Here is a 25,158-nt window from a genome sequence, read left to right on the forward strand (position 1 = left end):
CCGGACGTTGATTGCCGGACACCCGCGACATCAGAGCGAGAAGCGCCATGAGCACGTCGGACTATCTGCCAGCGAACAACCTGTTCATCCTGATCGGGGTATTCGTGATCGTCCTGGTCGCGTTCCTGTGGTTCCTGCGCAAGCCTCAGAACCGCCATCCGATGGAAGGCCCCAAGGGCGAGGCGCTCGACGAAAAGCGCGCGCAGGAGAATGCGCAGGGCGTCACCGACGTACCACCCACGCGCCGTTGAGGCGCGCCGCGCAATGATTTCACTGCGTCAGGCGACTGCACAAGTTTTGGCGTTCGACCGCGACAGCGGGAACGCTGCAGCTTCACCAGTTCAAAAAGGCACTGAGCACCTGCTTTCGCAGGGGACCAGTCGGTAAAACGTCTGCTCAGCGCGCCGGCTGGTCGACCTTGTTGGGGGCGTTTGGCGGACTGATCTGACCCGTCATGGCAGCAGGCTGCTGCAAGGCGCGGACCACGCCCTGTTCCGCCGCCGTGCGGGGCTGCGAATTGTAGCCGGCCGGGCGCAGGTACGGATAATCCTTGATCATCGACACGCCGCCCAGCGGCTTGTTCACGCCCTGGTGGCAGGTCAGGCAATTGACCTGCAGCGGGGCCCCGGTCGGCCCGAGACGGTTTGGCGGGAAGACCCCGGCACGGGCCAGCGGGCTGATGTGCGAACCGTTGATGTCGCGCACCATTCGGATGCCGTACCAGGCGGTCGCCCGCTGCGCGCTCGACAGCGACCAGCTGCGGAAGCTCTGCGAATTGTGGCAGAAGGTACAGTTGACGCCGAGCGACTTCGACACGTGCATCATGATCGCATAACTGTTCTCGGCGTCGCGCGTGGTCAGCGGCTGGGTGCCGGGATAGGCGGTACTGGCGGCGACCCGGACGCTTTGCGCGTTGCCGCCAAGATATTCCTCGAACACGCCGGTCGGAAGCGAGGCATAGCCGACGTTGGCGTCCGGGGTGTTCTGGCCGCGCTTCTGGCCGCGGATGGTCATCTTGTCGGCTGGCTTCTCGGGGCTCCAGACATATTCGGGCACCGGCTTCCCGCGGTGGCAGGTATAGCAGGTGACGCCGGTCTGGCCGGTGTGGTTGGACCATTGCGAGTTGAGCGACATGGTCATCTTCAGCATCTGCCGAGCGACCTTCTTGGTATAGACGCTGTCGTCCGCCATGTTCGCCGGATTGTGGCAATATTGGCAGTTGGCGGCGTCGCCCGCGACCCACAGGCTGATCGAGCTCATCAGATGGCCAAATTCCTCTTCGGAAAGGTTGTTCAGAACCTGGATGTTCTGGCCCTGCACCCGGGGTCCGGTCGAGGCCGCGGCCGACAGCGGATAGGGCGGCGCGGGAATCGCGGCGGCCGCCTTGATGCTGCTGACGTCGGTGATCTGGTCCATGCCGGTGCCGCGATAGCCGGTCTGCTGGCTGGCCTTCGATCCGAGCTCACAGCCCGACAGCGCGAGCAGCGGAAGGACACCGGTGAGGAGGGTGCGAGGGGTCGTCATGGGAAGGCTCTCCTCAGCGGGCCGGCAGCGGCGTCGGCGCGGCGGGCGTCGGGACCGTGGTGGGCTGCGTGGCGACCGGCGGGGGCGGACCGGCCGCGTCACCGACCGGAAGGCCGCCGGCCTCGGCCGGAACCGTCGGACTGGCGGCTGCGCTCGGGTCATAGGGCACTGGCAGCGGCTGCAGGGCCGGATCGGCCGTGTTGGTGGTCGGATAGGAGGGCGCGTAATGGTGTTCCTGCGCCCATAGATACCAGTTGTCGACGACGGTGCCGGTCAGCAGGATGCCGATGCCGCCGGTCAGCGTGGTCAGCACGGCGAACCACCAGGCCCAGCGGTGCACCGATTCCATCGTTGCGTTGAAACCCATCGTCCAGCGCCAGAACAGGGCGGCCCGCTCCAGCGCGGTACCGCGGTCGGTGATATGCTCGATCTCGCGCTCGCCGCCATACCGGCTGACGGCGAGGATGGTCGCACCGTGCATCGCGAACAGCAGGGTCGAGCCGTAGAGGAACGCGATCGAGAGCGCGTGGAACGGGTTGTAGAAGAGGTTGCCGTAGCGGATCGAGAAAGCCGCGGTCCAATCGAGGTGCGGAAAGATCCCGAACGGCACCGCTTCGGCCCAGCTGCCCATCAGTCCCGGGCGGATGAAGCCCAGCACCAGGAACAGCCAAATCGCGCTGGCAAAGGCCCAGGCGACGTGGGTGCCCATGCCGAGTTCTCGCGCGCGGCGGTAGGTCCGGGCCCACCACAGCAGCACCGAGCAGGTGAGGAAGAAGCCGGCCATGATCCACCAGCCGCCCTGCGCCAGCGGAACGAAGGGATAGAAGCCCCATTCCGGCCCCGGCGGTTCAAGTGCGAGCCACGGCAATTGGCGTGCGAACTGCACCGGGTCCCAATTGACGCTGGCCCACATGTTGAGGCCGATGATCTCGAACGCGAGGAAGCCGCAGATCAGCGAGGCGAGCCCCAGCTTGCCGAGGTAGAAGGGGCCGACCTGTGCGGCGCCGAGCTTGCCCATCCAATAATGATACTGGCCGCTGCCGACCCGCGGGTCGTTGCCGGTGGGGAGCGGTGCGCCATATTCCGGCTTTGACCGGAGCTGCACCTGGGTGAAGATGTTCTGGTAGGCGCCCATGGCTCAATTCCCCTCCATCACGACCAGATCGGCAGGTTGAGCCACCAGGTCCACCATTCCGGCCAGCCGCGGGTCCAGAAGGGTCCGGAAATGATGATGCAGATCGCGCTCCAGAAGCCGGCGTTAAGCGCCAGCAGGAGGCCCAGGCGGTGGATGCCCAGCGTGCCGATCGAATAGCCGATCAGGTCGCGGAAGAAGCTGTCTTCATATTCGGGGGTCTTGACCGGTTCGCCCTTGGGGACGTTGACCGCCGACAGTACCGCGCCGCCGTGCATCGCGAGCGCGAGGGTGGTGGTGAAGAAGAAGCTCACCGCCAGCATGTGCGCCGGATTGTAGTGGAAGTGCAGATATTGGTAGCCGGTGTTGCTGACCCAATCGAGGTGGCTGAAGATGCCGTAGGGGAAGCCGAAGCCCCAGGCGCCGAGCAGCATCGGGCGGATCACCACCAGGCTGACATAGGCGAAGATAGCGAAGCTGAAGGCGACCGGCACGTGGTAGCTGATGCCTAGCTTGCGGCAGATTTCGACCTCGCGCAGCGCCCAGCAGCTGAACGATCCGATCGCGCAGAAAGTGATGATCTGCCACAATCCGCCTTCGCGCAGCGGCGCAAGCGCCAGGCCGTAGCTGATGTCGGGTGGGGCGATCGAGATCAGCCACGGGTTCCAGGTCGGGCCGATCGCGGCCCCCCACAGGATCAGCCCGGTGCCGAGCAAGGTGAAGAAGGCGCCAAGCACGCCGAAGAAACCTACGTAGAAGGGGCCGACCCAGAAATCGAACAGGTCGCCGCCCAGCAGGGTGCCGCCGCGAACCCGGTATTTGCGCTCGTAACTGAGGATCATGGGGACAGCGCTCCCGTTCGCGCCCGTGGCCGGGCTGGGTGGTGAAAGGCGGTGGATCCGCTTCGAAGGGCAGCCGGGGAGACGGCACGCCGCCGTCCGGAGCCCTTCGAAGCGGCAAGGGGACTTACTGGGCGGGTGCGACCGGAGCCGCGGCCACCGGGGCTGCCGCCGCCGGGGGCAGGGCCGCCGGCGAACTTGCGGTCACGCCGGCATTTTGCGCGCGCGGCCCGTCAAGCCAGTTGAACCGGTCGGTGCTGAGCAGGATGAAATGGATCAGCAATGCCAGTACGAACAGGAAGGTGAACAATGCCACCAGGGTACGGCGGGGATCGAAAATCAGCCAGATTCTCCACATGGCCAGGGCTCCTTAGCTGAAGATCGTCAGGACGACGCTGGCCATCTGCTGGCCGGTGTCGATCATCGCGGAGGCACCGTAGCCAGCCTCGCCGGGAAGCCACGGCCGCCACATCCAGGCAAGGAAGTGGGCAACAATGGCGATCGCCGTGAACAGCAAGAAGCTGGTGACGAAGATCTTGTGGAATTCTTTCGCTTCCTCCGGGGTCAGGTAGGTACCCGGACCGAAGCGATCATCGCGCTCTCTTGTGTCGCTCATGCGTCGCTCTCCATTATGCCCGTTTCCGAAGAAGGAGGCGCGAACGCCAGCGGGCGGCTTTCTCCGTGGGCGTTGCCGTCCACGAAGGGGGTGGGCCTGGGGGACCAGGCGAAGGCGGGGGAGCGGATCATGCCGGCAGCTCCATCAGGGTATCGGCGAGGCGGTCGGCGGTGACCGTGCGCTCGCCCGCGGATCGTGCCGCGCGTTCGGCGGCGTCGCGCAATTTCTTGGCGGCGGAGATGCGGACCAGCACCGGCTGGGCATCGACGATCGCCTGCAGCTTGGCGCGGGCGGGTTCGTCCCAGGCAAGCTCGGCCAGGCCGCGCGTGGGGGTCGCCTCGACCTTGTCCATCTGCGCGGCGCCCGGGAGGATGTGGAAAAGCGCGTCGAACAGCGCGTTGCACACTTCCTGCAGCAGGTAGGTGGCGCCGGCATAGCCCATGAAGGGCGTGCCGGTGTGGCGGCGGATGATCGGCAGCGGGAAGCTGGCCGGGATGAAGGTCGCCCGCGCTCCGCTTTCGGCCAGGTACATGCGCTCGTTGAAGCTGCCGAAGACGATTAGCGGGGGCTGGTTGGCGCAGGCGGCGATGACCGTCTGGTTGTCGGGCTTGACCCCGGCACGGCGGGCAAAGGCGAAGCTGCAGGGCAGGCCCATATCGCCCTCGAGAAAGGCGCGGACGCCGCGGGCATAGGTGTCGGTGGCGTGGATCCCGAAGCTGGCGGTGCCGAAGAAGTCCTGGGTGACCGAGCGCCACAGGTCCCACAAAGGCTTGATGGTGGTGTGCTTTTCGCGCTCGATGAACGGCTCGGGATCGAGCCCGGTGAGCTCGCCCAGCTGGCGCAGGAACAGGGTGGTCGAGGTGATGCCGATCGGCGCCTGGAGGTAGGGGCGGTCGAGCTCCTCGCACAGCTTGCGGCCCCATTCGCGGTACATACAGACGTTGACGCTGGCATCGGCGAGCTTGCGGATGTCGGCGAGGTGGGTGCCGAGCGGGAAGGTCATGTTGACCTCGGCGCCGATGCCTTCGACTAGGCGGCGGATCTCGGCGAGATCCGAGGGCATGTTGAAGGCGCCGTATTGCGGGCCGATGATGTTGACCTTGGGCCGCTCGCCCTCCTTCAACTTCCTAGGGCCAGGCACTTTCTTGGGGCCGAACTGGGTCCACAGCCAGAGAAGCGCGCGGTCGGCGGATTGCCACTGGTCCTCGTCGATGGTGCGGGGAAGGAAACGCTGGATGGTGGTACCCTCGGGCGTCACGCCGCCGCCGATCATCTCGGCGATCGAGCCGGTGACGACCACGCTTGGCAGGTCAGGATCGAGGGTCGCCCAGGCCCGCTTCATCGCGCCCTCGGTGCCGTCGCGGCCGAGTTCCTGTTCGGAAAGGCCGGTGACCACAATCGGCAGTTCGTGGGGCGGCAGCGCGTCGGTGTAGTGGAGGACGCTCGTGACCGGCAGATTCTCGCAGCCGACGGGGCCGTCGATCACCACCTGCAGGCCTTTGACCGCGGTGAAGGCGTAGACCGCGCCCCAGTACCCGCCGGCGCGGTCGTGATCGAGGATCAGGGTCATGAGCCGATCGCCTCGGCCGCCTTGGCGGCGGCGATGCGGCGGGCGGCGTAGCGGGCCTTGAAGTCGGAGCGTTCGGCAGGGACGTCGAGGTGGATGCCGGCGGTGTGGCCTTCGCCGACGCCTTCGAAGAAAGCTTTCATCGAAGCCATGCGATCCTTGCCGGCGATGGCAGCGTTGATCACCGTGGCGAGACTTCCAGCGCCGGCCGCGCCCATCAGCGGCCGGGCGGAGATCAGGTTGGTGAAGTAGAGCGCAGGCATGCCGCGGCTCTTGGCGTATTGGACCACGGGTGTGGTGCCGATCGCTAGGTCGGGGCGATATTCCTCGACCGCCGCGATGTCCTGTTCGAGGCTGGCGCGATAGTTGATGCGGACGCCGCGTGTTACGAGCCATTCGCGGTCGGGATCGGACCAGGGCGTGCGCGGGCAGGCGGTGCCGACGTACGGCACGTCGGCGCCGCTTTCGATCAGCAAGCGGGCGACGAGCAGTTCGGAGCCTTCGTAGCCTGACACGGTGACTCGGCCCTTGATCGGCATGGCGGCGAGGGCGGCGCGGATGCCGGGAAGGATGGCGTTCTTGGCAGCGGCGACGGTGTCGGCAGCAATCCCGCAGGCGGCGCCGATCGCGTCGAGCCAGGCGGCGGTGCCGTCGACCCCGACCGGTGCCGAGCCGATGATGCTACGGCCGGCGGCGGCGAATTCGCGAACGCTGGCGGTGTAGAAGGGGTGGATGGCGGCGACCGCGGCGCAATCGAGCGCACCGTACAGCTCACGCCATTCGCGGGTCGGGACGACCGGGCCGGCGGCGAGGCCGAGCGGGGCGAGCAGTTGGCCGATGACGACGGGGTCGGCCGGGAACATCTCACCCAGCAGAGTGATCGTCGGCTTGTCCGAACGCTCACGCGGTGCAGCGACCGGGCCGGCGGCTGCTTCGGCGCGGGCGAAGGCGAGCATCGCGCCGGCGAGCACGTCCTTGGCTTCGGCATGGGTGGGCACGCCGAAGCCGGGGACGTCGATGCCGATCACGCGGACACCGTTTATTTCGTTCGGCAAGAGCTGCAGCGGCACGCCCGAGGCGGTCGGCACGCACAGGTTGGTGACGATGATGGTGTCGTAGAGCGCCGGATCGGCCAGCTCGTGCACCGCGTCACGGATGTCTTCGAACAGCTTGCCGGTGACCAGGGTTTCGGAGCTGAAGGGGACGTAGCCGACGCTGCGCTTGGCGCCATAGAAATGCGAGGTGAAGGTGAGGCCATAGACGCAGCAGGCCGAGCCCGAGAGTATGGTCGCAGTGCGCCGCATCCTGAGGCCGACGCGCAGCGAGCCGAAGGCCGGGCACATGCTTTGCGGCTGGTCGTGCGGGCCCTTAGGATAATCGCGCGCGAAGCCTTCGAGCAGTTCGGCCTTGCCGGCGGCCGCGGCTTCCGCGCGGAGACGCTCGGCGCCGGCATGGCAGCCGCCAGCGTCGCCCTCGACCTCAATCCGGTCGAGCTCACGCGAGGAGGGCGCGGCATAGTCCATCAGGCGCGGGCCTCAAATCGTGTCATAAATGACCTCGAGGCTGGGCTTGGGCGCGAAGCCCGCACCGCCGCGCATGTCGGCCTGGGTGGCCGGCTTGAGCGAATAATCGGCGCCGGTGATGTCGGCGCTGAACAGACCGAGCAGGCCGTCCTGGTCGAGCGGGGTCGGGCGCAGCGGCGGCGCGGTGGCGACGTTCTCCGCCAGCTCCTCGAACAGGCTGCCCCACTGACCGCCGGGCATGCCGATGATCTGGTAGTTGGCGCTCTTCTTGCGGATATCCTCGTTGGCGGGGATGGCGGTGAGGACCGGGATCCCGACCGCTTCGGCAAAGGCATTGGCCTCGCCCGTCCCGTCATCCTTGTTGAGGATCATTCCCGCGACGCCGACATTGCCGCCAAGCTTGCGGAAATATTCCACCGCCTTGCAGACGTTGTTGGCGACGTAGAGCGACTGAAGGTCGTTCGAGGCGACGACGATGACCTTCTGGCACATGTCGCGGGCGATCGGCAGGCCGAAGCCGCCGCACACCACGTCGCCGAGGAAATCGAGCAGGACGTAGTCGAAGCCCCATTCGTGGAAGCCCAATTTCTCGAGCGTCTCGAAGCCATGGATGATGCCGCGTCCGCCGCAGCCGCGGCCGACTTCGGGGCCGCCGAGTTCCATCGCGAACACGCCGTCGCGCTGGAAGCAGACGTCCTCGATCCCGACTTCCTCGCCCGCCAATTTCTTGGCCGAGCTGGTTTCGATGATGGTCGGGGTCGACTTGCCGCCGAACAGCAGGCTGGTCGTGTCGGACTTGGGATCGCAGCCGATCAGCAGCACGCGCTTGCCCTGCTGGGCCATCATGTAGCTGAGGTTGGCCAGCGCGAAGCTCTTGCCCGAGCCGCCTTTGCCGTAAATGGCGATGATCTGGGTCTTGGAGGTCGGTTCGGCGGTGTGGACCGGATCCGGCTCGTGCATCGCCTCTTCGCGCAGTGCTTCGTGGTGGTCGAGCATCAAGGCCATCCTCTCCAGTCGAGCACCATCTTCAGGCAGCGCCTGTCGTTGAAGGCGTAGGGGTAGGCGTCGCCGGCTTCTTCGGCCGGGCGAACGTCGCTGATCAGCCCGGCGAGCGAGAGCCGACCGGTTTCGACCAGGGTGCGCACGGCGGCGAGGTCGTCGGGTTGCCATTCGGCGGCGATGCGAAGCCTGGCTTCGCGCATGAAGGCGGGCGCGAAGGCGAAGTTGATCGGGGCCGGGTAGAAGCCACCGAGGATCAGCTCACCCTGCGGGGCGAGGCGGCCGATAAGTGTGTCGAGCAGGCCGGAGTCGCCGGTGACATCGGCGATAACCCGATAATCGCGGCGGGAGTCCGCCTCGGCAGTAGTGACGAGGTAGCCCTGGACGCCGCCGCTGCGGAGCGGATCGGATTCCCACACGGTCGGCGCGGGTGCACCGCACGCGACAACCAGCCGGGCGATCAGACGACCGAGGACGCCGTGGCCGACGATCAATTCGGGCGCCGGGCCACCTTCCAGCAGGTGGGCGGCGGTGGCGGCAAGAGCGAGGAGGATGCCGTCCTGGCCGAGCGACTCGGGAACGGGAAGGGCCCGGGCGGCGGGGACGATCAGGCGGCGGGCAGTGCCGCCGAACAGGCCGTGTGCGTCACGGAAACAGCGAGCGCCGGGGACAAACACCCATTCGCCGATCCGCTCGCGGGCGTCGCTCCCGGAATCGACGATCCGGCCAACCGACTCGTAGCCGGGGACCAATGGGTAGCCCATGCCCGGAAAGGGCGGCATGGCGCCCGACCAGAGGAGCTTTTCGGTGCCGCTGCTGATGCCGCTCCAGGCGATGTCGACCAGCACGTCGCCCGCGCTCATCGGCTCCAGAGTCAGCTCGCGAAGCGTGAGCTGCTCTGGTGCTTCGATGATGACGGCAAGTGCGTCCAACGACCGTTCCTTGCGGAGGAACGATCGGACTTGTGGCTAATCCCACAAAACCAACTTCCTCCATGTGTCTTCTGCGCTTGACACAAAAGACTGTCAAGCAAGATGGACGTCAAGTGAACGCGACAAGGCAGCTTGCGACGAGGGGGAGCGGGGTCGCCTTGCGTTGAACGCGCGCGAATCCAGCGGCTTGCAGCATTGTGGTGATCTCACCGGGCTCGCGCGGACGGCCCGACTGCATGGCGGCGAGATACATGCCGAAATAGGCGTGGCCTTCGGGCGCTGAGCCGAGCGCAGCCATCGGCTCGACGATCAGCAGGCGTCCCCCGGGAGCGAGCGCCGCGCGACTCGCCTTGAGAATGGCGAGCGCGGCTTCGTCGTCGTGATCGTGGAGCACCCGTACGAGGGTGTGCAGGTCGTAACCGCCCGGCAGGGGATCGCTGCGGAAGTCGCCGCCGTGGCGGGTGATGCCGGGGGAAGCAGCAGTGGCGGCGAGCACTTCCGGACGGTCGAACAGGCCGAGCTCGAGGTTTGGAGCGTGCTCGGCCGCCGCACGCAGAAAGGCGCCCGAGCCGCCGCCGATGTCGAGCAGGCGGTGGTGCTGGGCGAAGGGGTAAGCCGCGAGCGCCTGGGCGGCAACCATCGGTTGGGTCGCCGCCATCAGCTCGGAATAAGTGGCGGCGTCGGCGGGCTGAGACCCCGGAGCATAGTCCCATAGCCGGGCCAACGCCCCGCGGCCGCTGCGCCTCAGCATCGCCAGCGGATCGGCGAGGTCGGCATAGAGCAAGCGGTGGTGACGGATCATCGCCTCAAGCCCTGGAGTCGCGAGTAGTGCCGCGCCGCGCACGCCGAGGATCCAGTGGCCCGACACCCGCTGGGTAATCCCGAGCGAGGCCGCGGCGAGCAACAGGGTGCGGGTGGCGGCCGGGGTCAGCCGCGCGGCATGGGCGGCCTCGTCTTCGCTGAGCGGGGCGGCCGCGAGGGCCCGGAGCAAACCGCTTTCGACCAGCGCGGCGGTGATCTGGCTGTAGACGAAGCCCGCGGTGAGATCGAACAGGCGGCGGGCGTGGGCGCGGGCAATCCAGCGGCCGGGAAGCAGGCGCTGCGCGAGCGCCTGGAAGCGGGGGCTGGCGATCAGCCGGTTGCGCCACTCGGCCAGCGCCAGGCCGGGGTGCCTCGGCCGCGCGGCGGGCAGGGGGCGCTGTCTGTCAAGCACGCTTGTTCCTTATTGCTGTCCACGAGAATGGACACGTGTTAGGCTACCGTCAATGGAGGCGGTGATGCACGGCGCGGAGCAAGTGGTGGTGATCGGCGCCGGTATCGGCGGCCTTGCCAGCGCGGTCCTTCTTGCCGCGCGCGGTGTATCGGTCACCCTGGTCGAGAAGGACGCTCATCCCGGCGGCAAGGTGCGCCGGCAGGAGGTCGGCGGGGTGGTGATCGACGCCGGGCCGACGGTGTTCACCTGCAAGGACGTGTTCGAGGCGTTGTTCGCCGAAGTCGGGGCCGATCTAGACCAGCGCTGCGCCATCCGCCGTGCCGACTCGCTGGCCCGTCATGCCTGGAGCGAAGGCGAGCGGCTCGACCTGTTCGCCGATCCGAAACGCAGCGAGCAAGCGATCGGGGACTTCGCCGGGGCGGACGCGGCGCGCGGCTACCGTGCCTTTGCCGCCGAGGCGAAGCGGATCCACGGCATCCTCGACTCCTCCTTCATGCGCAACAGCCGGGTCTATCCCCCGATGTTGATGTGGCGGATCGGGCTGTGGCGGCTCGGCGCGTTGCGGGCGATCAGGCCCTACGAAAGCCTGTGGAGCGCGCTTGGCGGCCATTTTCGCGACCCCCGGCTGCGGCAGTTGTTCGCGCGCTACAGCACCTATTGCGGCTCCTCGCCGTTCGAGGCGCCCGCCACCCTGATGCTGATCGCACATGTCGAGGCGCAGGGCGTGTGGCTGATCGAGGGCGGATTGAGCGCGCTGGCCGGGGCCTTGGCGCAGCTTGCCCGCGAGCAGGGCGCGCGGCTGCGGTTCGGTGAGGCGGTTAGCGAAGTGCTGGTCGAGCGCGGGCGTGCGGCGGGGGTGCGGCTGGCGAGCGGCGAGGTGATTCGCGCGGCGAGCGTGATTGCCAATGCCGATCCCGCGGCGCTGGGCTCGGGCGCGCTGGGGCAGGACGCGCGGCGGGCGGTGCGGCCGGTGCCGGCCTCGCGCCGCTCGCTGTCGGCGGTGACCTGGCTGATTAAGGCGCGGAGCGACGGCTTTCCGCTCGACCGGCACAACGTCTTCTTCTCGCCCGATTACCAGGCCGAATTTGCCGCGCTGAAGGGGGGCCGGCTGGCGGCCAGCCCGACCGCCTACCTGTGCGCGCTCGACCGCCCCGGCCAGCCACCGGACGGCGGCGAGCGCGTGCAGATCATCGTCAATGCGCCGGCTAACGGCGACACCCACCCTTATGGACCCGAGGAGATCGCCGCATGTGGAACCGCGATGCTGGAACGGCTGCGTCGTTGCGGCTTGACGCTGGAGCCGGCGGCGGAACCGCTGGTCACCACCCCGGCGGACTTCGCGCGCCGCTTCCCGGCGACGGGTGGAGCCCTTTATGGACGGGCCTCGCACGGGTGGGCGGCCTCCTTCCTCCGGCAGAGCGCCCGGACACGGATCCCTGGGCTTTATTGCGCGGGCGGGAGCACCCACCCGGGGGCGGGCGTGCCGATGGCAGCCTTGTCCGGGCGCCTGGCCGCGCAGACCGTGATGAGGGACTGGGCTTCCACGCGGCGGTTCCGGCCGGCGGCTATGCCTGGTGGTATGTCGATGCCATCTCCGACTGCGGTGCCTTCGGGCTGACCGTCATCGCCTTCCTGGGCTCGGTCTTCTCGCCTTATTACAAGGGGAGCGGGCGGGGCGATCCGCTGGACCATGCCTGCATCAACGTCGCGCTTTATGGGCCGAGGGGTGCGCGGTGGACGATGACCGAGCGCGGGCGCGACAGCGTGTCGCGCGGGCCCGCCCATCTCGCGGTGGGGGACAGCCTGCTGCACTGGCAGGGCGATCGGCTGGAGATCGACATCGAGGAGCAGGCGATATGGCTCGGCGTGCCGTTCCATCCGCCGGTCAGGGGCAAGGTGGTGATCGAGCCCGAGATGTGGAGCGGCCAGCGCTTCGCCCTCGACCCCGCTGGGCGCCACTATTGGCGGGCGTTCGCGCCGCGGGCGCGGATCCGGGTCGAGATGGAGCGGCCGGGAATCAGCTGGAGCGGGACCGGCTATCTCGACGGCAATCAGGGTAGCGAGGCGCTGGAGGAAGGGTTCGCCGACTGGCAATGGTCGCGCGCGCACCTCGGCGAGGAGGCGGCGGTGCTGTACGAGGGCGTCTGGCGCGACGGGTCTAGCTTCGCCTCGGCGTTGCGCTTCGATGCCCAGGGGCATGGGCAGGAGGAGTCGTTGCCGATGGGCGCGCCCTTGCCCGCGACGCGCTGGCTGATGGGGCGGCGGACGCGTGCCGATCGCGGCCATGCGCGGGTGGTCGGGACGTGGGAAGACAGCCCGTTCTATGCCCGCTCGGCGGTGGCCAGCCGGCTGTTCGGGCGCGAGGTGCTGGCGGTACACGAAAGCCTGTCACTCGACCGCTTCCGCTCGCCGATCGTGCAGTGGATGCTGCCCTACAAGATGCCGCGGCGGGTCTAGGGCTCCTTCGTTTCGTCGGCCTTCTTGGCGCGGTCGCGGGCGATTTCGCGGTTGATCGATATGAGTTGCCAGCCGCCGATGCCGAGCACGACGACCGCGACGAACACCATCTCGATCCAGCCGTAATTGTTCATGCCTGTCCTCCCGCGACGATCCGCGCCGCCGCCAGCTCGGGCCGTTCCTCGTGGAGGAGATGGCCAAGGCCCGGCAGCAGCTCGAAATCCGCCTTAGCCAGCCGCGCCGCGCGGCGGGCGTCGGCGGGACGAATGGAGCGATCGGCGGCGCCATGCACGATGGCCAAAGGGACGGGCAGGTGCGGCAGCGCGCGTTCGAGCGGCTCAAGCCGCCAGTTGGCCATCATCGCGATCGTCCCGCGCAGATGGTCGGGATCGGCGAAGAGGCGCTGGTAGAGTGCCGTTCCGATGGGATCGATCCGCGAACCTGTTGCCCGCTCGAGGAAGCGCTCGACCTGACCGGGGGTACGCGCGACCGAGGAGAAGATCGAGATCGCCAGCGGGTTGAGGAAGAGCATTTTCGCAAAGCTGCCGAACAGGGGCGCCGCGCTTCCACCCATCGGCAGCAGGGCCGGGCAGAAAGCGGTGATCGGGCCGGCGATCGTGCCGGCGATGGCCATGCGGCAGGCAATCGCCGCGCCGGCGCTGTGTGCAGCGACTTGCGGCTTCTCGATCCCGAGTGTGGCGAGAAGTTGGGCGACCGCGTCGGCCATGCCGTCGAGCGTCGGGCCACTACCGAGCGCGCCGCGGGTGAAACCGTGGCCGGGTAGGTCGGGGATGACGAGCTGGAAGCGGTCGGCGAGTAGCGGGGCGACGTCGCGCCAGCTGTGGCTGCTCGCGCCGGTGCCATGGAGCAGTAGCAGCGGCGGGCCCTGGCCGAGCAGTTGCACATGCCAGCGCAGCCCCGCCACCTCGACGAACCGGCTATGCTCGCGGAGCGGCCAGTCCCGGCCTTGAGTCGCGAAGTCGAGCAAGGCTTAGGCCGCGGCGCCGGTGACCGCCGCTGCTACGGCGGAGGCTTGGCCCAGCGGCAGGTGGAGGTAGCGGGCCGTCATGTCCTTCGCGAGAGCCGAGGCCTCGGGCCGGGCGCGGGGGCCGATGTCGATTACCAGGGCGCGGAGCGAGCTGCCGGCGACGCGGCGGGCGGCGGCGGCGGCATCGGCGAGGGCGGCGCTGCGGTCCTGCCGGCCGTCGAGCGCGACATTGGCCCGTCCGTCGGTCAGCACCACCAGCGCCGGCACTCGTCCGCGAGCGACCGCGGACAGCGCGAGTTCGCGCGCCGCATCGATCCCCGCGGCAAGCGGGGTGCCGCCGCCGCCCGGAAGCTCGGCCAGCAGGCGTCGAGCGCGGGTCAGCGAGCGGGTGGGAGGAAGCAGCAGGGTCGCGCCGTCGCCGCGGATCGCGACCAGCGCGACTTCGGCGCGGCGGACATAGCTTTGCTGGAGAAGGCTTTCGACCGCTCCCTTGGCCTCGGCCAGGCGCTGGGCCGCGGCCGAGCCCGAGGCATCGACCGCGAACACCGTCAGCGCGGTGGACTTGGCCTCGTGGCGGCGAATGCGCAGGTCGTCCCTGGCGATCTTGATCCGGTCGACGCGTCCGCGCAGCCGTTGCCACGGAGCGGCTGCACGCAGCGTGTCTAGGATCGCCAGCCGCGCGCCATTGCCGGGCTTGCCGGCGCGGGCGCCGATCAACCGCCCATGCAAGGGCGACAGGCGGCGCCCGGCCTTGCCTGCGCCGGTCTGTTTCTTGCCCGTGTCTCCCGCCGCCAGCAGCGAGGCGAGCAACTGGCTCGGCAGTGCGGTGCGGACGGCGTCGAGCACGACATCCTCGAGCTTGCGCTGGCCGTCAGAAGGTGGCGGCGGCTGGTCGGGCGCCTGCTCGGGTTGGGGCTCGGCCGCCGGAAGGCGAGTGGCGCGGGGTGCCAGCACGGTGCGCAGGGCGAAGGCGAGGGCGGCTGAGTCGATTGCGCTTCCTCGCAGTGCCGCATGGGCGCGGACAGCGTGGAGCGCGAACAGGTCGGCGCGAGCCCCGGCGACGCCGAGCATGGCGGCGGCTTCGGCAACGGCGGTGCGGGCCTCGTCTTCGGACAGGGCGGTGCCGGGAGGTGAGTCGTCGTGTTCACTACCGCCGAGCAGGTGGAAGGCGACTCGTTCCAGCAGGCACGGCGCGATTGCTGCTTCGTCGGGTTCACCCCGGTCGAGCAGCAGCAGGTCCGGACCCCCGTCGTCCATCGCCGCGGCGATCCGGCCGGCGATGGCGCCGCTCAATCGCTCGGCGCCGGGGACCAGCAGCAGGCCACCGCGCGCTTCCTCGAGCAGGCCCGCGCGCCGCACCGGGCGGGAGGCGGCAAGGGTGGCGGCGACATCGAGGCCGCCGTCGAGGCGCTCGGGATCGACTGTCGCTGGAAGCTTGCGGAGCGGCGTCGGCGCGGTCAGCGCGGCCAGTGAGTGTTCCGCCCCGCCCTCATCCTTGATCCACAGGCCGCCGAACAGCTGTGGGTGCGCCGCGACCAGCCGGGCGGCGATGCGGGCGTCGCCGCCTAGTCCCACAGCTCGGCCATCGCGCGCTCGATCCGCACGGTCGGGCCGGTTTCGTCCAGCACCCCGCGGCGCAGGCGATGGCGCAGCGCCATGGGAGCGACGGCGCGCAGGTGGCTTCGTCCGACCGCTGTCTCGCCCTCCAGCGCGGCGAGGGCACGGGCGGCACGGATCAGGGTCAGCTCGCCCCGCAGGCCGTCGGCGCCGACAGCCATGCACAGCATTGCCGCATCGGCGAGGGTGGCTTCGGGCACGCTCAACTGGGCGAGCAGGGTGCGGCCCGCGGCGATCTGGTGCAGGACCTGCCGGTCCTTGCGTTTCCACTTGGCGCTGAAGGCCTTGGCATCGCGCTCGGCGGCGTCGCAGCGACGCATGATTTCGATCCGCTGCTGGACGTCCTGCGGAGTGCGCACCTCGACCGACAGGCCGAAACGGTCGAGCAATTGCGGGCGCAGTTCGCCTTCTTCGGGATTGCCGCTGCCGATCAGCACGAAGCGCGCGTCGTGGCGGACACTGAGGCTTTCGCGCTCGACCACATTCTCGCCGCTGGCGGCGGCATCGAGCAGCAGGTCGACGAGGTGATCCTCGAGCAGGTTGATCTCGTCGATGTAAAGGAAGCCGCGATTGGCGCGGGCGAGCAGGCCCGGCTCGAACGCTTTTTCCCCCGCGACCAACGCGCGTTCGATGTCGAGCGAGCCGGTCACCCGGTCTTCGGTCGCGCCGAGGGGTAGGTCGACGAACGGAACCGACACCTCGTCGATCTTGCCGTTGCCGCCATGACTGCATTTGATGCCTGCGGGATCGCAATTGAAGCGGCAGCCCGCGACCACCTTCATCGGGGGGAGCAGCGCGGCCAGCGCGCGGGCGGCGGTCGACTTGCCGGTACCGCGATCCCCAAACACCATCACCCCGCCGATCCGCGGCTCCACCGCGGCGATCAGAAGCGCGCGCTTCATCTCGTTCTGGCCGACGATCGCAGAGAAGGGGAAGGCGGCCATGAGGCTCCAAGTGTCAACGTGCTTGGACGGAGGCTATCGTCAATCCAGCTTGCGGTCCAGCCATCGTCGAGTTGCTTCCGGCATTTCCTCCGCTACGGCGCAGCGATGCTGATAGTTGCTCTCCCAGCCGAAATCGTAATCACCGCGCGGGCCTTGCCCGATCCGGTGGCGGAACGCCTGCTGGGGGTCAGCCGGATCGATCGCGACCGGCTGGAGGATGCCGGCGGCCTAGGTGTGGAGCAGGTTCTCCGCGAGGCGGCGGGAGTGATCCTGTTCCGCCGGTCGGATGCACGCAGCGGGCAGCCGACCAGCCAGGGCGTGACCCTTCGCGCGCTGGGCGGGAATGCCGCGAGCAGGGCGCTGCTGGTGCTCGACGGCGTGCCGCAGTCGGACCCGTTCGGCGGGTGGATCAACTGGCCGGCGTACGACCCTGCGGCGCTGGCCGAGGTCCGCATCGTTCGCGGGGGCGGGAGTGTTGCCGATGGACCAGGCGCGCTCGCCGGAACCATCCACATGACGAGCGTGGTCGGCGCGGAAATCGCGGGACGTGTCGAGCTCGGCAGTCGCTCGGCGTTGTACGGCAGTGCGCGGGCCGGGATGGCGCTGGGTTCGGGAAGCCTGATGCTGTCGGGCTATGGCGGGCTGGGCGACGGTTTCGTCCCGGTCGAGGCGAGTGTGCGCGGGCTGGCCGATCGGGCGTCGCCTTATGCCTTTGGCGGCGGACGGATGCGCTGGGCGGGCGACATCGCGGCCGGCGTTGCGCTTGAGGCGGCGGTGGGCGGCTTCGACGACCGGCGCGAGCGCGGCCTGGCGTTTACCGACAACCGCACGCGGGGCCTGGACGCTTCGTTGCGGCTAGTCGGGCGGGGTAGCTGGGGCTGGTCGGCGCTGGTCTATGGCCAGCGCCGCGAGTTCGAGAGCAGCTTCGCGAGCACCGACCGGGCGCGCACCACCACCACTCGCACTGCCCTGCAATACGACGTGCCCGGCCGCGCGATCGGCTGGAGCGCGGAAGTCCGGCCGCCGGTGGGTGCGCGGACCGAACTGCGCATTGGGACCGACGGGCGGAGGATGAAGGGACGGTCGGACGAATTCGGAGCTTACGTTGCCGGGCAGCCGACCCGTGACCGGAGTTCGGGCGGGCAGAGCGCGCATGCCGGGCTGTTCGCCGAGCTGACGCGGGAGGAAGGGCGCTTCACGCTGAGCGGCACCGCGCGGGTGGATCGCTGGACGATCACCAAGGGCGCGCTGCGCGATCGATTGATTTCGACAGGAGCGCTGACGAGCGAGCGCTTTCCCGACCGCTCGGGCTGGCGGCCGACCGGGCGGATTGCGGCAGGGGCAGCGCTGTCGAACCGGGTTGCGCTGCGTTCGGCGGCTTACCTCGGCTGGCGGCTGCCGACGCTCAACGAGCTGTTTCGCCCGTTCCGCGCCGGGACCGACGCGGTCGCCGCCAACCCGGCGCTGGCGCCCGAGCGGCTGCGCGGCGCGGAGGTCGGGGCCGACTGGCGAGGAGGCGGGGCATCGCTATCCCTCACCGCCTTTGCCAATCGCCTGCTTGACCCGATCGCCAACGTCACCTTGGGGACCGGTCCGGGCAGCTTTCCGGGCGTCGGCTTCGTCGCGGTGGGCGGGAGCTATCGCCAGCGCCGCAACCTCGACCGAATCGATGTGGCTGGGCTGGAGGCGTCAGGGTCGTGGCGCCTAGGCGAATGGACGCTCGGCGGCTCGCTGTCGCTGGCGGATGCGCGGGTGAGGGCGATGGGAGCGGCCGCGCCGCTCGACGGCCTTCGTCCGGCGCAAACGTCGTCGTTCGGGGCGGGTGCTAGCGTCGGCTGGGAACGCGAGGGGCGGTCGGCGGCTCTTCAGCTGCGCCATTCAGGGCGGGCTTATGAAGACGACCTAAACCGCCTGTCGTTGCCGGCTGCTACCACCATCGACGCGGCCGCGTCGTGGCCTTTGTCGCGGCGGATCGCGCTGACCGCGCGGGCCGAGAATCTGTTCGATGCGCGGGTCATCGCAGGGCGGACGGGGGACGGGATTACTGAGCGGGCGACCCCGCGCAGCCTGTGGCTGGGGCTTCGCCTGAGCCGCTGATTGTTGCCGCTGGGCGACACCTGCCGCCATTCGGTTCCGCGACCCGCCGGGAGTGACACAATCGGGCGGCTCGGGCATTGGCGGGCAAGGGGGCTGTTGAGAAGAGTTTGAATTTGCGACTTTCGGTGCCGATTTCCTTCCGCAGGACCTTGCTGGCCGGGTGCGCCACTCTGATCTTCGCTGCTTCTCCGGCCGGCGCGCAGGTCGCCGCGCCCGAGCCCCAGCGTCCGGTCTGCCCGCCCGAGGGGCCGACCGTCGCACCGCCGCCGCCTGGAGGAAGTGACCTGCCCCAGGTCGACCCGATCATCTGCCAGGAAGAATTGACCCGCGAGGTGCCCCCGATCGGTGCCGACGATCCCGCGCTTGCCACCCCGCTCGAGACCGTAGCCGAGTTCGAAGCGCGGCTGAGGGCGCAGGAAGCGGCCGGCATCGGCGTCGCGCCGACCGCCGATCCCGAGCTGACCCAGCCGCTGCCGCCGCTCAATCAATTCGACGTGCGTGAAGTCGAACTTGCCCAGCCCGAGCCGGCGGAAGCGGTGGCCGAGCTACGCTACGCGACCCGGATCGAGGGGCTGGCCGAAGCCGATGCCGCGACCGAGGCCGCGCTGCTCGACGAATTCGAAGCGCTGTCGGCGCTCGACGATGGCGACGGCAAGGCGGCCAACGAGGCGATGCTGTCGGCCCGGCTGACCGAGGACAGCAAGCTGATCCAGCGCATCCTCCAGGCCGAGGGCTGGTACGATGCGGCGGTGCAGACCCGGATCGACCGCTCGCCGGCCGAGGACGGCCAGCCGGTCAACGCCGTCCTGCAGGTCGCTCCGGGGACCCGCTACGCCATCGGCACCATCGCGGTGCAGGCCGACGCGCCGACGCCGCCGGACCTCATCACCAGCAATCTTGCGCTCAAGGTCGGGGAGCCGATCGTCGCCCAGCGCATCCAGGGTGCCGAAGCCAATATCGCCATCGTCCTGCCGCAGGAGGGCTATCCGTTCGCAACGGTCGGCCAGCGCGACGTGCTGCTCGATCCCGACACACATCTTGGCGACTACACCCTGCCGATCACGCTTGGCCCGCGGGCGCGGTTCGGTGGGTTCCGCACCACCGGCGACCTCGCCTTCGGGGCGAGCCACGTGAAGACGCTGTCGCGGTTTAAGGCGGGCGAATTGTACGACAGCCGCGACGTCGACGACCTGCGCCAGGCGCTGGTCGCGACCGGGCTGTTCACCACGGTGGCGGTCGAGCCCGAGCGCAGCGGGCAGGTCAATCCCGACGGGACCGAAACGGTGACCATGCTGGTGACCCAGGACGCCGGCCCGCCGCGGACCCTGGCGGCGAGTGCCGGATATGGCACCGGCCAGGGGTTCCGGGTCGAGGGCAGTTGGACCCACCGCAACCTGTTCCCGCCCGAAGGCGCGCTGGTCGCCTCCGCGGTCGCGGGCACGCAGGAGCTGGGCGCCAGCGCGATCTTCCGCCGCTCCAACGCCGGCAAACGCGACCGTACGCTGCAGGCCGGGATCGAGGCGCTGCGCAGCGACTATGACGCGTTCGAGGCGCTGACCGGGCGGATCTTCGGGCGGCTGAGCTACGACAGCACGCCGATCTGGCGGAAGACCTTCACCTGGGGGATCGGCGCCGAAATCCTCGGCACGATCGAAAAGGATTATAATTTCGCGCTCGGTCGCCGGGACGATCGCAAGTTCCTGATCGGGGCGCTGACCGGACAGGTCGGGTTCGACAAGACCGACAGCCTGCTCGACCCGACCAAAGGGTTCCGGGCGCAGATCCTGGTCCAGCCCGAAGGCGCGCTGAGCGATGGCTTCCGCCCGTATGTGCGGAGCCAGCTGGACGGCAGCGCTTATTATTCGATCGGCGACAGCATCGTCGTCGCGGCCCGCGCCCGGGCCGGGACCACGCTGGGGATTGATCGCTTCGAGCTGGCGCCGTCGCGCCGGTTCTATGGCGGCGGCGGCGGTTCGGTGCGCGGGTTCGCCTATCAGCAGCTTGGGCCCAAGGATCCGGAAGGTCGGCCGCTTGGCGGGCTGAGCCTGGTCGAGGCGGCGGGCGAGGTGCGTTATCGCTTCGGCGACTTCGGCGTGGTCGGGTTCGTCGACATGGGCCAGGTCTATGAGGAAAGGGTGCCGAGCTTCAGGGATCTGAGGACCGGAGTGGGGATCGGCGCGCGCTATTACACCAGCTTCGGGCCGCTGCGGGTCGACGTCGCGACGCCGCTCGGCCGCCGCGAGGGCGAGAGCCGGTTCAACGTCTACATCTCGATCGGCCAAGCCTTCTGATGAGCGAGACCGCCGCCACCGCCGACGGCCTGCCCGAGGGCAGCCACGAGACCATCGTGGTCCGCCGGCACCGCAACTGGCCGCTGACGATCGCCAAGGTGCTGCTGGGGCTGGTGGTCGGGCTGGCGCTGCTGGTGCTGGCGCTGTTCACCTTCATCAACACCGACCCCGGCCGCCGCTTCGCCGCCGACCGGATCGAAGCGCTCGAATTCGCCAACGGGATGAAGGTCGGGGTCGGGCGGATCGACGGGTCGCTGACCGGGGCAATGACCATTCGCGGCTTCACACTGAGCGACCCGCGCGGGGTGTTCTTCTCCGCGCCGCTGGTCATGCTCGACTGGCGGCCGTTCGATTATCTCAACAATCATGTCGACATCCGCAGCCTGGTCGCGCCGACCGCGACATTGGCGCGGTTGCCGCAGTTCAAGGCGACTCCGCCGAGCGACGGGCCACTGCTGCCCGACCTCGACATCGACATCGGGCGGCTGAAGGTCGACCGGCTGGTGATCGGCCCATCGGTGACCGGCGAGCAACGGGTCGGGTCGATCGACGGCCGCGCGCGCATTGCCAATCGCCGGGCGCAGGTTGCGCTGCAGGCGGCGGTGATCGGCGGCGAGGGCCGCGCAGGCGGCGACCGCCTGGCGCTCAATCTCGATGCCGTGCCCGACGACAACAAGCTGACGCTCGACGCCTTCGTCAGTGCCCCGGCGGGCGGGGTGCTGGCCAAGATGGCCGGGCTGACGGCGCCGGTCCGCGCGCGGATCCAGGGCCGCGGCGACTGGAAGCAATGGGATGGCCGGCTGCTTGCCGACCTCGACAATCAGCCATTCGCTCGGCTGATGCTGACTGCGCGCAACGGCACCTTCGGGGTGCGCGGGCCAACCCGGGTCGCGCGACTGGTCGAGGGGCCGACCGCGGCGCTACTGGGGCCGATCACCAACGTCGCGGTGCAATCGACCTGGGCCAATCGCCGCGCCGACCTCAATGGCCGCGTCTCGAGCGATGCGTTCACGCTGGTCGCCAATGGCGTGGCCGACCTCGGCCGCGACCGGTTCGAGGGCATGAAGCTCGATTTCGGGCTGCTGAAGCCGCAAGTGCTGGCACCCAATTTCGCCGGGCGCGACCTGCGCGCGGCGCTGACCCTGAACGGGGCGCTCCGCAAGCCGACGGTCGACTACCGGGTGACGGCGGCGAGCCTCGCGTTCAACGACATGGGGCTGCAGGGGCTCGACGCGAGCGGCAAAGCACGGTTCGATAAGGACCAGATGATTGTTCCGATCGCCGCCACCGCTCGCGCGATCACCGGGCTCGACGTTGCCGCAGGGGGCCCGATCACCAACGTTCGTCTCGACGGCGATCTAGCGGTCGACTGGCCGCGTATCGTGTCCGACGACATCCGCATTCGATCGAACCGGATCGACGCCCGGGCGATCGTCCTCGCCGACATCGGCACCGGGCTCTACACCGGGGCGATCGACGGGCGGATCAACGATTACCGCGTCGACAGCGTCGGCATCTTCAACATCGACACCGATGCCGATGTGAAGAGGGTAGCGGGCGGCGGCTTCGCGCTGGTCGGGCGGATCCGGGCGCAATCGACTCGGCTGTTCAACGATGGCGTACGCAGCTTCCTTGGCGGTAATCTCGTCGCGTCGAGCGATGTCGCTTACGGCACCGACGGGATCATCCGCTTCTCGCGGTTGCGGCTGAGCGCGCCTTTGCTGCGGGTCACCGATGGCAGGGGCAGTTACTCGCCCGACGGCCGAATCGACCTTCGTGCGCAGGGCGTGTCGCGGCAATATGGGCCGGTTGGGGTGCAGGTCGCCGGCACGGTTGCCAGCCCGCGCGCAATCGTCACTGCGGCACGGCCGGGCTTCGGGATCGGCATTGCCGGCCTGACCGCCGAGATCCGCAGCACCGGCAATGCCTATGCGATCCTGGCGCGCGGGCGCAGCAACTATGGCGACTTCACCGCCGACGTGTCGGTGCAGACCGCGGCGGGGCCGCTGACGGTCGATATCCGCCGCGCGACGCTGGCCGGGATCACCGTGCAAGGGCGGGTACGGCAAACGCCGGCCGGGCCTTTCGCCGGGCAGTTGAATGCGCGCGGGGACGGGCTTGGCGGCGTGGTGCGGCTGGCCGCGGCCGGTCGCTTCCAGCAGGCGATCGTCAATCTGCGCGCCCGCAACGCCATCCTGCCGGAGCCGGCCGGCATCGCGGTCGGCGCCGCCATCGTCGATGCTCGCATCATCCTCTACGACCAGCCCGAGATCGTCGCCGACGCCCAGCTGGCCGACGCCCGGTTCGGGTCGACCAATATCGCGGCGCTACGGACGATCATCAATTATCGCGGCGGGCAGGGGTTCGCCCGCGGCGTGGCCGAAGGCACGTCGGGCGTGCCGTTCCGGATGGCCTTCAACAGCGAACTGACCCCGCGGCTGTGGCGCGCCTCTTTGAAGGGGCGGATAAACGGGATCGACGTGCGCACCGAAAGCCCGGCCCGCATCGTGCCGCGCGGCGGGACCTATGAGCTGCTCCCGACCCGCCTGACCTTCGATCGCGGCAGCATGCGGCTAGCCGGAAGCTATGGCCGTGAGCTGGCGCTGCGGAGCCGGATCGATTCGATCGACATGAGCCTGCTCAACATCTTCTCGCCCGGTCTCGGAGTCGGCGGACAGGCAACCGGAAGCATCGACTTCGTCCAGGCCGGCAGCGCCTTCCCGCGGCTGGACGCGAGCTTGGCAATCCGCAATTTCACCCGAACCACCGCGGCGTCGGTCAGCCGTCCGCTCGACGTCAATCTGGTCGCGCGGCTGGCGCCGGGGGCGGGCACGCTCAACGCCGTGATGCGGACCCGCGGAACGGTGGTCGGCCGGGTGCAGGCGGCGATCCAGCCCTTGTCGTCGGGCAGCTGGACCAGCCGCATCGCCGGCGCACCCCTGCGTGGTGGCATCCGCTATGCCGGTCCTGCCGATGCCTTGTTCTCGCTGGCCGGTCTGGCCGACCAGAGCCTTGCCGGACCGCTCGGCGTCGCAGCCGACTTCGGCGGGCGGGTCGAGCGGCCGAGCCTGCAGGGCGTGGTCCGTGGCCGGAACCTGACCTATGCCAACGCCACCTACGGCACGCGGATCACCGACATGGCGCTGCAGGGCCGCTTCACGGGCGAGCGCTTGCAGATCGATCAGCTGACCGGGCGCGCGGGTAGCGGGACGGTGACCGGCAACGGTTATGTCAGCCTGGCAGCGGCGAGCGGTTATCCGGCCAATTTCGACCTGGCGCTCGACAATGCGCGGCTGGCGGACAGCGACGCGTTGCGGGTCACCGCCACCGGCAATGTGCGGCTGATCAAGGCCGCTAACCAGTCGCCGGTGCTGAGCGGCACGGTGCGACTGCCGGCCACCCGCTACCAGATCGTGCGCCAGGGCTCGGCCCAGGTGCCCGAGCTGACCGGCGTCCGCTTCAAGCCGCCAAGGGGCCGGCCGAGGGTTACCGGCGATGCCCCGCCGCAGTCAGCTGCCGCCAGCTTCGGCGACGTGCGCCTCGACCTCAACATCGTCGCTCCGGGGCAGCTGTTCGTGTCGGGCATGGGTCTGGAATCCGAATGGCGCGCCGACATGCGGGTCGCCGGGACCAGCCAGGCGCCGCGGATCACCGGCACCATCGACCTGGTGCGCGGAACGCTGGGCTTCGCCGGCCGCTCGTTCGAGCTGCAGGAGGGCCGGGTGCGCTTCAACGGCGGCGGGGCGTCCGACGCGACGGTGGCAATGCAGGCGACCGAATCGATCGAGGACGTGGACGTGACGGTAAACGTCGCCGGCAACGCGCTCGATCCGCGGATCACCTTCACCAGCTCACCCGGCCTGCCGCAGGACGAGATCGTGTCGCGCATCCTATTCGGCAATTCGGTCGGGCAATTGTCGGCGATCCAGGCGGTTCAGCTGGCGGCCTCGCTTAACACCCTGCGCGGATCGGGCGGGGGCGGGCTCAATCCGCTCGGCAAGCTGCGGCAGGTGGCGGGGATCGACCGCCTCCGCATCCTCGGCCCCGACGACACGCAGGGACGCGGAACGGCGCTCGCGGCAGGCAAATATATCGGCGACGACATCTATCTCGAGGTCGTGACCGACGCACGAGGCTTCACCGCGACCCAGCTCGAGGTGACGCTGAGCCGGAGCCTGTCGATCCTCAGCCAAGCGGGCGGATCGAACAGCACCAACGTCAACGTGCGCTATCGGAAGACTTACTGATGCGGGTGGCGGCCGCCTTGCTAGGCCTGCTCGCGCTGACCGCGTGCGGCGACCGGCGCAGCTTCGACGAGCGCTACAACGATACCAGCAGCCAGCTCGAAGACCGCGCGCGGGCGATCGACGATAACATCGCCAACGAACTGCCGGCGGACGAGAATCAATCGGGCTAGGC

The 25,158-nt window shown here is 69.1% G+C and carries 21 protein-coding genes; 7 read left to right on the top strand and 14 right to left on the bottom strand.

Annotated features, from left to right (window positions below; all coding sequences use genetic code 11):
* Nucleotides 1-47 precede the first annotated feature (47 nt).
* The gene (locus M1K48_RS13730; RefSeq protein WP_249503751.1) at nucleotides 48-251 is read left to right on the top strand and encodes a hypothetical protein; all 204 of its coding nucleotides are present in this window, start codon (nucleotides 48-50) and stop codon (nucleotides 249-251) included.
* 145 nt (nucleotides 252-396) lie between these two features.
* Here M1K48_RS13730 and pufC read toward each other — a convergent pair whose 3' ends face one another.
* From pufC to M1K48_RS13780, 10 genes are all read right to left on the bottom strand, one after another.
* The gene (gene pufC, locus M1K48_RS13735) at nucleotides 397-1,524 is read right to left on the bottom strand and encodes a photosynthetic reaction center cytochrome PufC (RefSeq protein ID WP_249503752.1); all 1,128 of its coding nucleotides are present in this window, start codon (nucleotides 1,522-1,524) and stop codon (nucleotides 397-399) included.
* 13 nt (nucleotides 1,525-1,537) lie between these two features.
* Nucleotides 1,538-2,659 carry a photosynthetic reaction center subunit M gene (pufM, locus tag M1K48_RS13740; protein WP_249503753.1) on the bottom strand — a complete coding sequence of 374 codons (1,122 nt, stop codon included), beginning with the start codon at nucleotides 2,657-2,659 and terminating at the stop codon, nucleotides 1,538-1,540.
* Nucleotides 2,660-2,676: 17 nt separating this feature from the next.
* Entirely contained in the window at nucleotides 2,677-3,498 is an 822-nt protein-coding gene (gene pufL / locus M1K48_RS13745) for a photosynthetic reaction center subunit L (protein ID WP_249503754.1), read from the bottom strand.
* A 124-nt stretch (nucleotides 3,499-3,622) separates the two neighbouring features.
* Nucleotides 3,623-3,853, bottom strand: coding sequence for a light-harvesting antenna LH1, alpha subunit (pufA, locus tag M1K48_RS13750; RefSeq protein WP_249503755.1), 231 nt, complete (start codon nucleotides 3,851-3,853; stop codon nucleotides 3,623-3,625).
* Between the two features lie 12 nt (nucleotides 3,854-3,865).
* On the bottom strand, nucleotides 3,866-4,111 hold the full coding sequence (pufB, locus tag M1K48_RS13755; protein WP_168068236.1) for a light-harvesting antenna LH1, beta subunit: 246 nt from the start codon (nucleotides 4,109-4,111) through the stop codon (nucleotides 3,866-3,868).
* Between the two features lie 127 nt (nucleotides 4,112-4,238).
* Nucleotides 4,239-5,681, bottom strand: a complete 1,443-nt coding sequence (bchZ, locus tag M1K48_RS13760; RefSeq protein ID WP_249503756.1) for a chlorophyllide a reductase subunit Z — start codon at nucleotides 5,679-5,681, stop codon at nucleotides 4,239-4,241.
* A complete protein-coding gene (bchY, locus tag M1K48_RS13765) occupies nucleotides 5,678-7,201 on the bottom strand; it encodes a chlorophyllide a reductase subunit Y (protein WP_249503757.1) in 1,524 nt (507 codons plus the stop codon). Before bchY ends, bchZ begins: the two co-directional genes overlap by 4 nt.
* 12 nt (nucleotides 7,202-7,213) lie before the next feature.
* Nucleotides 7,214-8,197 carry a chlorophyllide a reductase iron protein subunit X gene (locus M1K48_RS13770; protein ID WP_406696852.1) on the bottom strand — a complete coding sequence of 328 codons (984 nt, stop codon included), beginning with the start codon at nucleotides 8,195-8,197 and terminating at the stop codon, nucleotides 7,214-7,216.
* Entirely contained in the window at nucleotides 8,197-9,132 is a 936-nt protein-coding gene (gene bchC, locus M1K48_RS13775; RefSeq protein ID WP_249503759.1) for a chlorophyll synthesis pathway protein BchC, read from the bottom strand. Before bchC ends, M1K48_RS13770 begins: the two co-directional genes overlap by 1 nt.
* Nucleotides 9,133-9,241: 109 nt before the next feature.
* Nucleotides 9,242-10,345, bottom strand: a complete 1,104-nt coding sequence (locus tag M1K48_RS13780; protein WP_249503760.1) for a methyltransferase — start codon at nucleotides 10,343-10,345, stop codon at nucleotides 9,242-9,244.
* Nucleotides 10,346-10,409: 64 nt separating this feature from the next.
* Here M1K48_RS13780 and crtD point away from each other — a divergent pair, with 64 nt between their 5' ends.
* Nucleotides 10,410-11,963: a 1-hydroxycarotenoid 3,4-desaturase CrtD gene (gene crtD / locus M1K48_RS13785; RefSeq protein ID WP_249503761.1), complete on the top strand. Its 1,554-nt coding sequence runs from the start codon at nucleotides 10,410-10,412 to the stop codon at nucleotides 11,961-11,963.
* A gap of 122 nt (nucleotides 11,964-12,085) precedes the next feature.
* A complete protein-coding gene (locus M1K48_RS13790; RefSeq protein ID WP_249503762.1) occupies nucleotides 12,086-12,802 on the top strand; it encodes a hydroxyneurosporene dehydrogenase in 717 nt (238 codons plus the stop codon).
* On the opposite strand, the gene M1K48_RS13795 is transcribed toward M1K48_RS13790, so the two are convergent.
* From M1K48_RS13795 to bchI, 4 genes are read right to left on the bottom strand one after another with little or no spacing between them, the layout of a single operon-like run.
* Nucleotides 12,799-12,936, bottom strand: coding sequence for a hypothetical protein (locus M1K48_RS13795; RefSeq protein ID WP_249503763.1), 138 nt, complete (start codon nucleotides 12,934-12,936; stop codon nucleotides 12,799-12,801). The two genes, M1K48_RS13790 and M1K48_RS13795, sit on opposite strands and share 4 nt — an antisense overlap.
* Entirely contained in the window at nucleotides 12,933-13,790 is an 858-nt protein-coding gene (gene bchO, locus M1K48_RS13800; protein WP_249503764.1) for an alpha/beta fold hydrolase BchO, read from the bottom strand. Before bchO ends, M1K48_RS13795 begins: the two co-directional genes overlap by 4 nt.
* A 3-nt stretch (nucleotides 13,791-13,793) precedes the next feature.
* On the bottom strand, nucleotides 13,794-15,365 hold the full coding sequence (locus M1K48_RS13805) for a VWA domain-containing protein (protein ID WP_249503765.1): 1,572 nt from the start codon (nucleotides 15,363-15,365) through the stop codon (nucleotides 13,794-13,796).
* Entirely contained in the window at nucleotides 15,356-16,351 is a 996-nt protein-coding gene (gene bchI / locus M1K48_RS13810) for a magnesium chelatase ATPase subunit I (protein ID WP_249503766.1), read from the bottom strand. The genes M1K48_RS13805 and bchI overlap by 10 nt, the downstream gene beginning before the upstream one ends.
* Before the next feature lie 105 nt (nucleotides 16,352-16,456).
* Here bchI and M1K48_RS13815 point away from each other — a divergent pair, with 105 nt between their 5' ends.
* The 4 genes from M1K48_RS13815 (at nucleotide 16,457) to M1K48_RS13830 (ending at nucleotide 25,156) form a co-directional block, all read left to right on the top strand.
* Nucleotides 16,457-18,448 carry a TonB-dependent receptor gene (locus M1K48_RS13815; protein ID WP_249503767.1) on the top strand — a complete coding sequence of 664 codons (1,992 nt, stop codon included), beginning with the start codon at nucleotides 16,457-16,459 and terminating at the stop codon, nucleotides 18,446-18,448.
* A 125-nt stretch (nucleotides 18,449-18,573) separates the two neighbouring features.
* Nucleotides 18,574-20,739, top strand: coding sequence for an autotransporter assembly complex protein TamA (locus M1K48_RS13820; protein WP_249503768.1), 2,166 nt, complete (start codon nucleotides 18,574-18,576; stop codon nucleotides 20,737-20,739).
* Complete coding sequence (locus M1K48_RS13825) at nucleotides 20,739-24,986, top strand: translocation/assembly module TamB domain-containing protein (RefSeq protein ID WP_249503769.1); 4,248 nt, start codon at nucleotides 20,739-20,741, stop codon at nucleotides 24,984-24,986. The genes M1K48_RS13820 and M1K48_RS13825 overlap by 1 nt, the downstream gene beginning before the upstream one ends.
* Nucleotides 24,986-25,156 (top strand): hypothetical protein, encoded by a 171-nt coding sequence (locus M1K48_RS13830; protein ID WP_249503770.1) that lies wholly within the window; start codon nucleotides 24,986-24,988, stop codon nucleotides 25,154-25,156. Before M1K48_RS13825 ends, M1K48_RS13830 begins: the two co-directional genes overlap by 1 nt.
* Nucleotides 25,157-25,158: the final 2 nt, after the last annotated feature.

The sequence above is a fragment of the Sphingomonas glaciei genome, from assembly GCF_023380025.1.
Lineage (GTDB): Bacteria > Pseudomonadota > Alphaproteobacteria > Sphingomonadales > Sphingomonadaceae > Sphingomicrobium > Sphingomicrobium glaciei.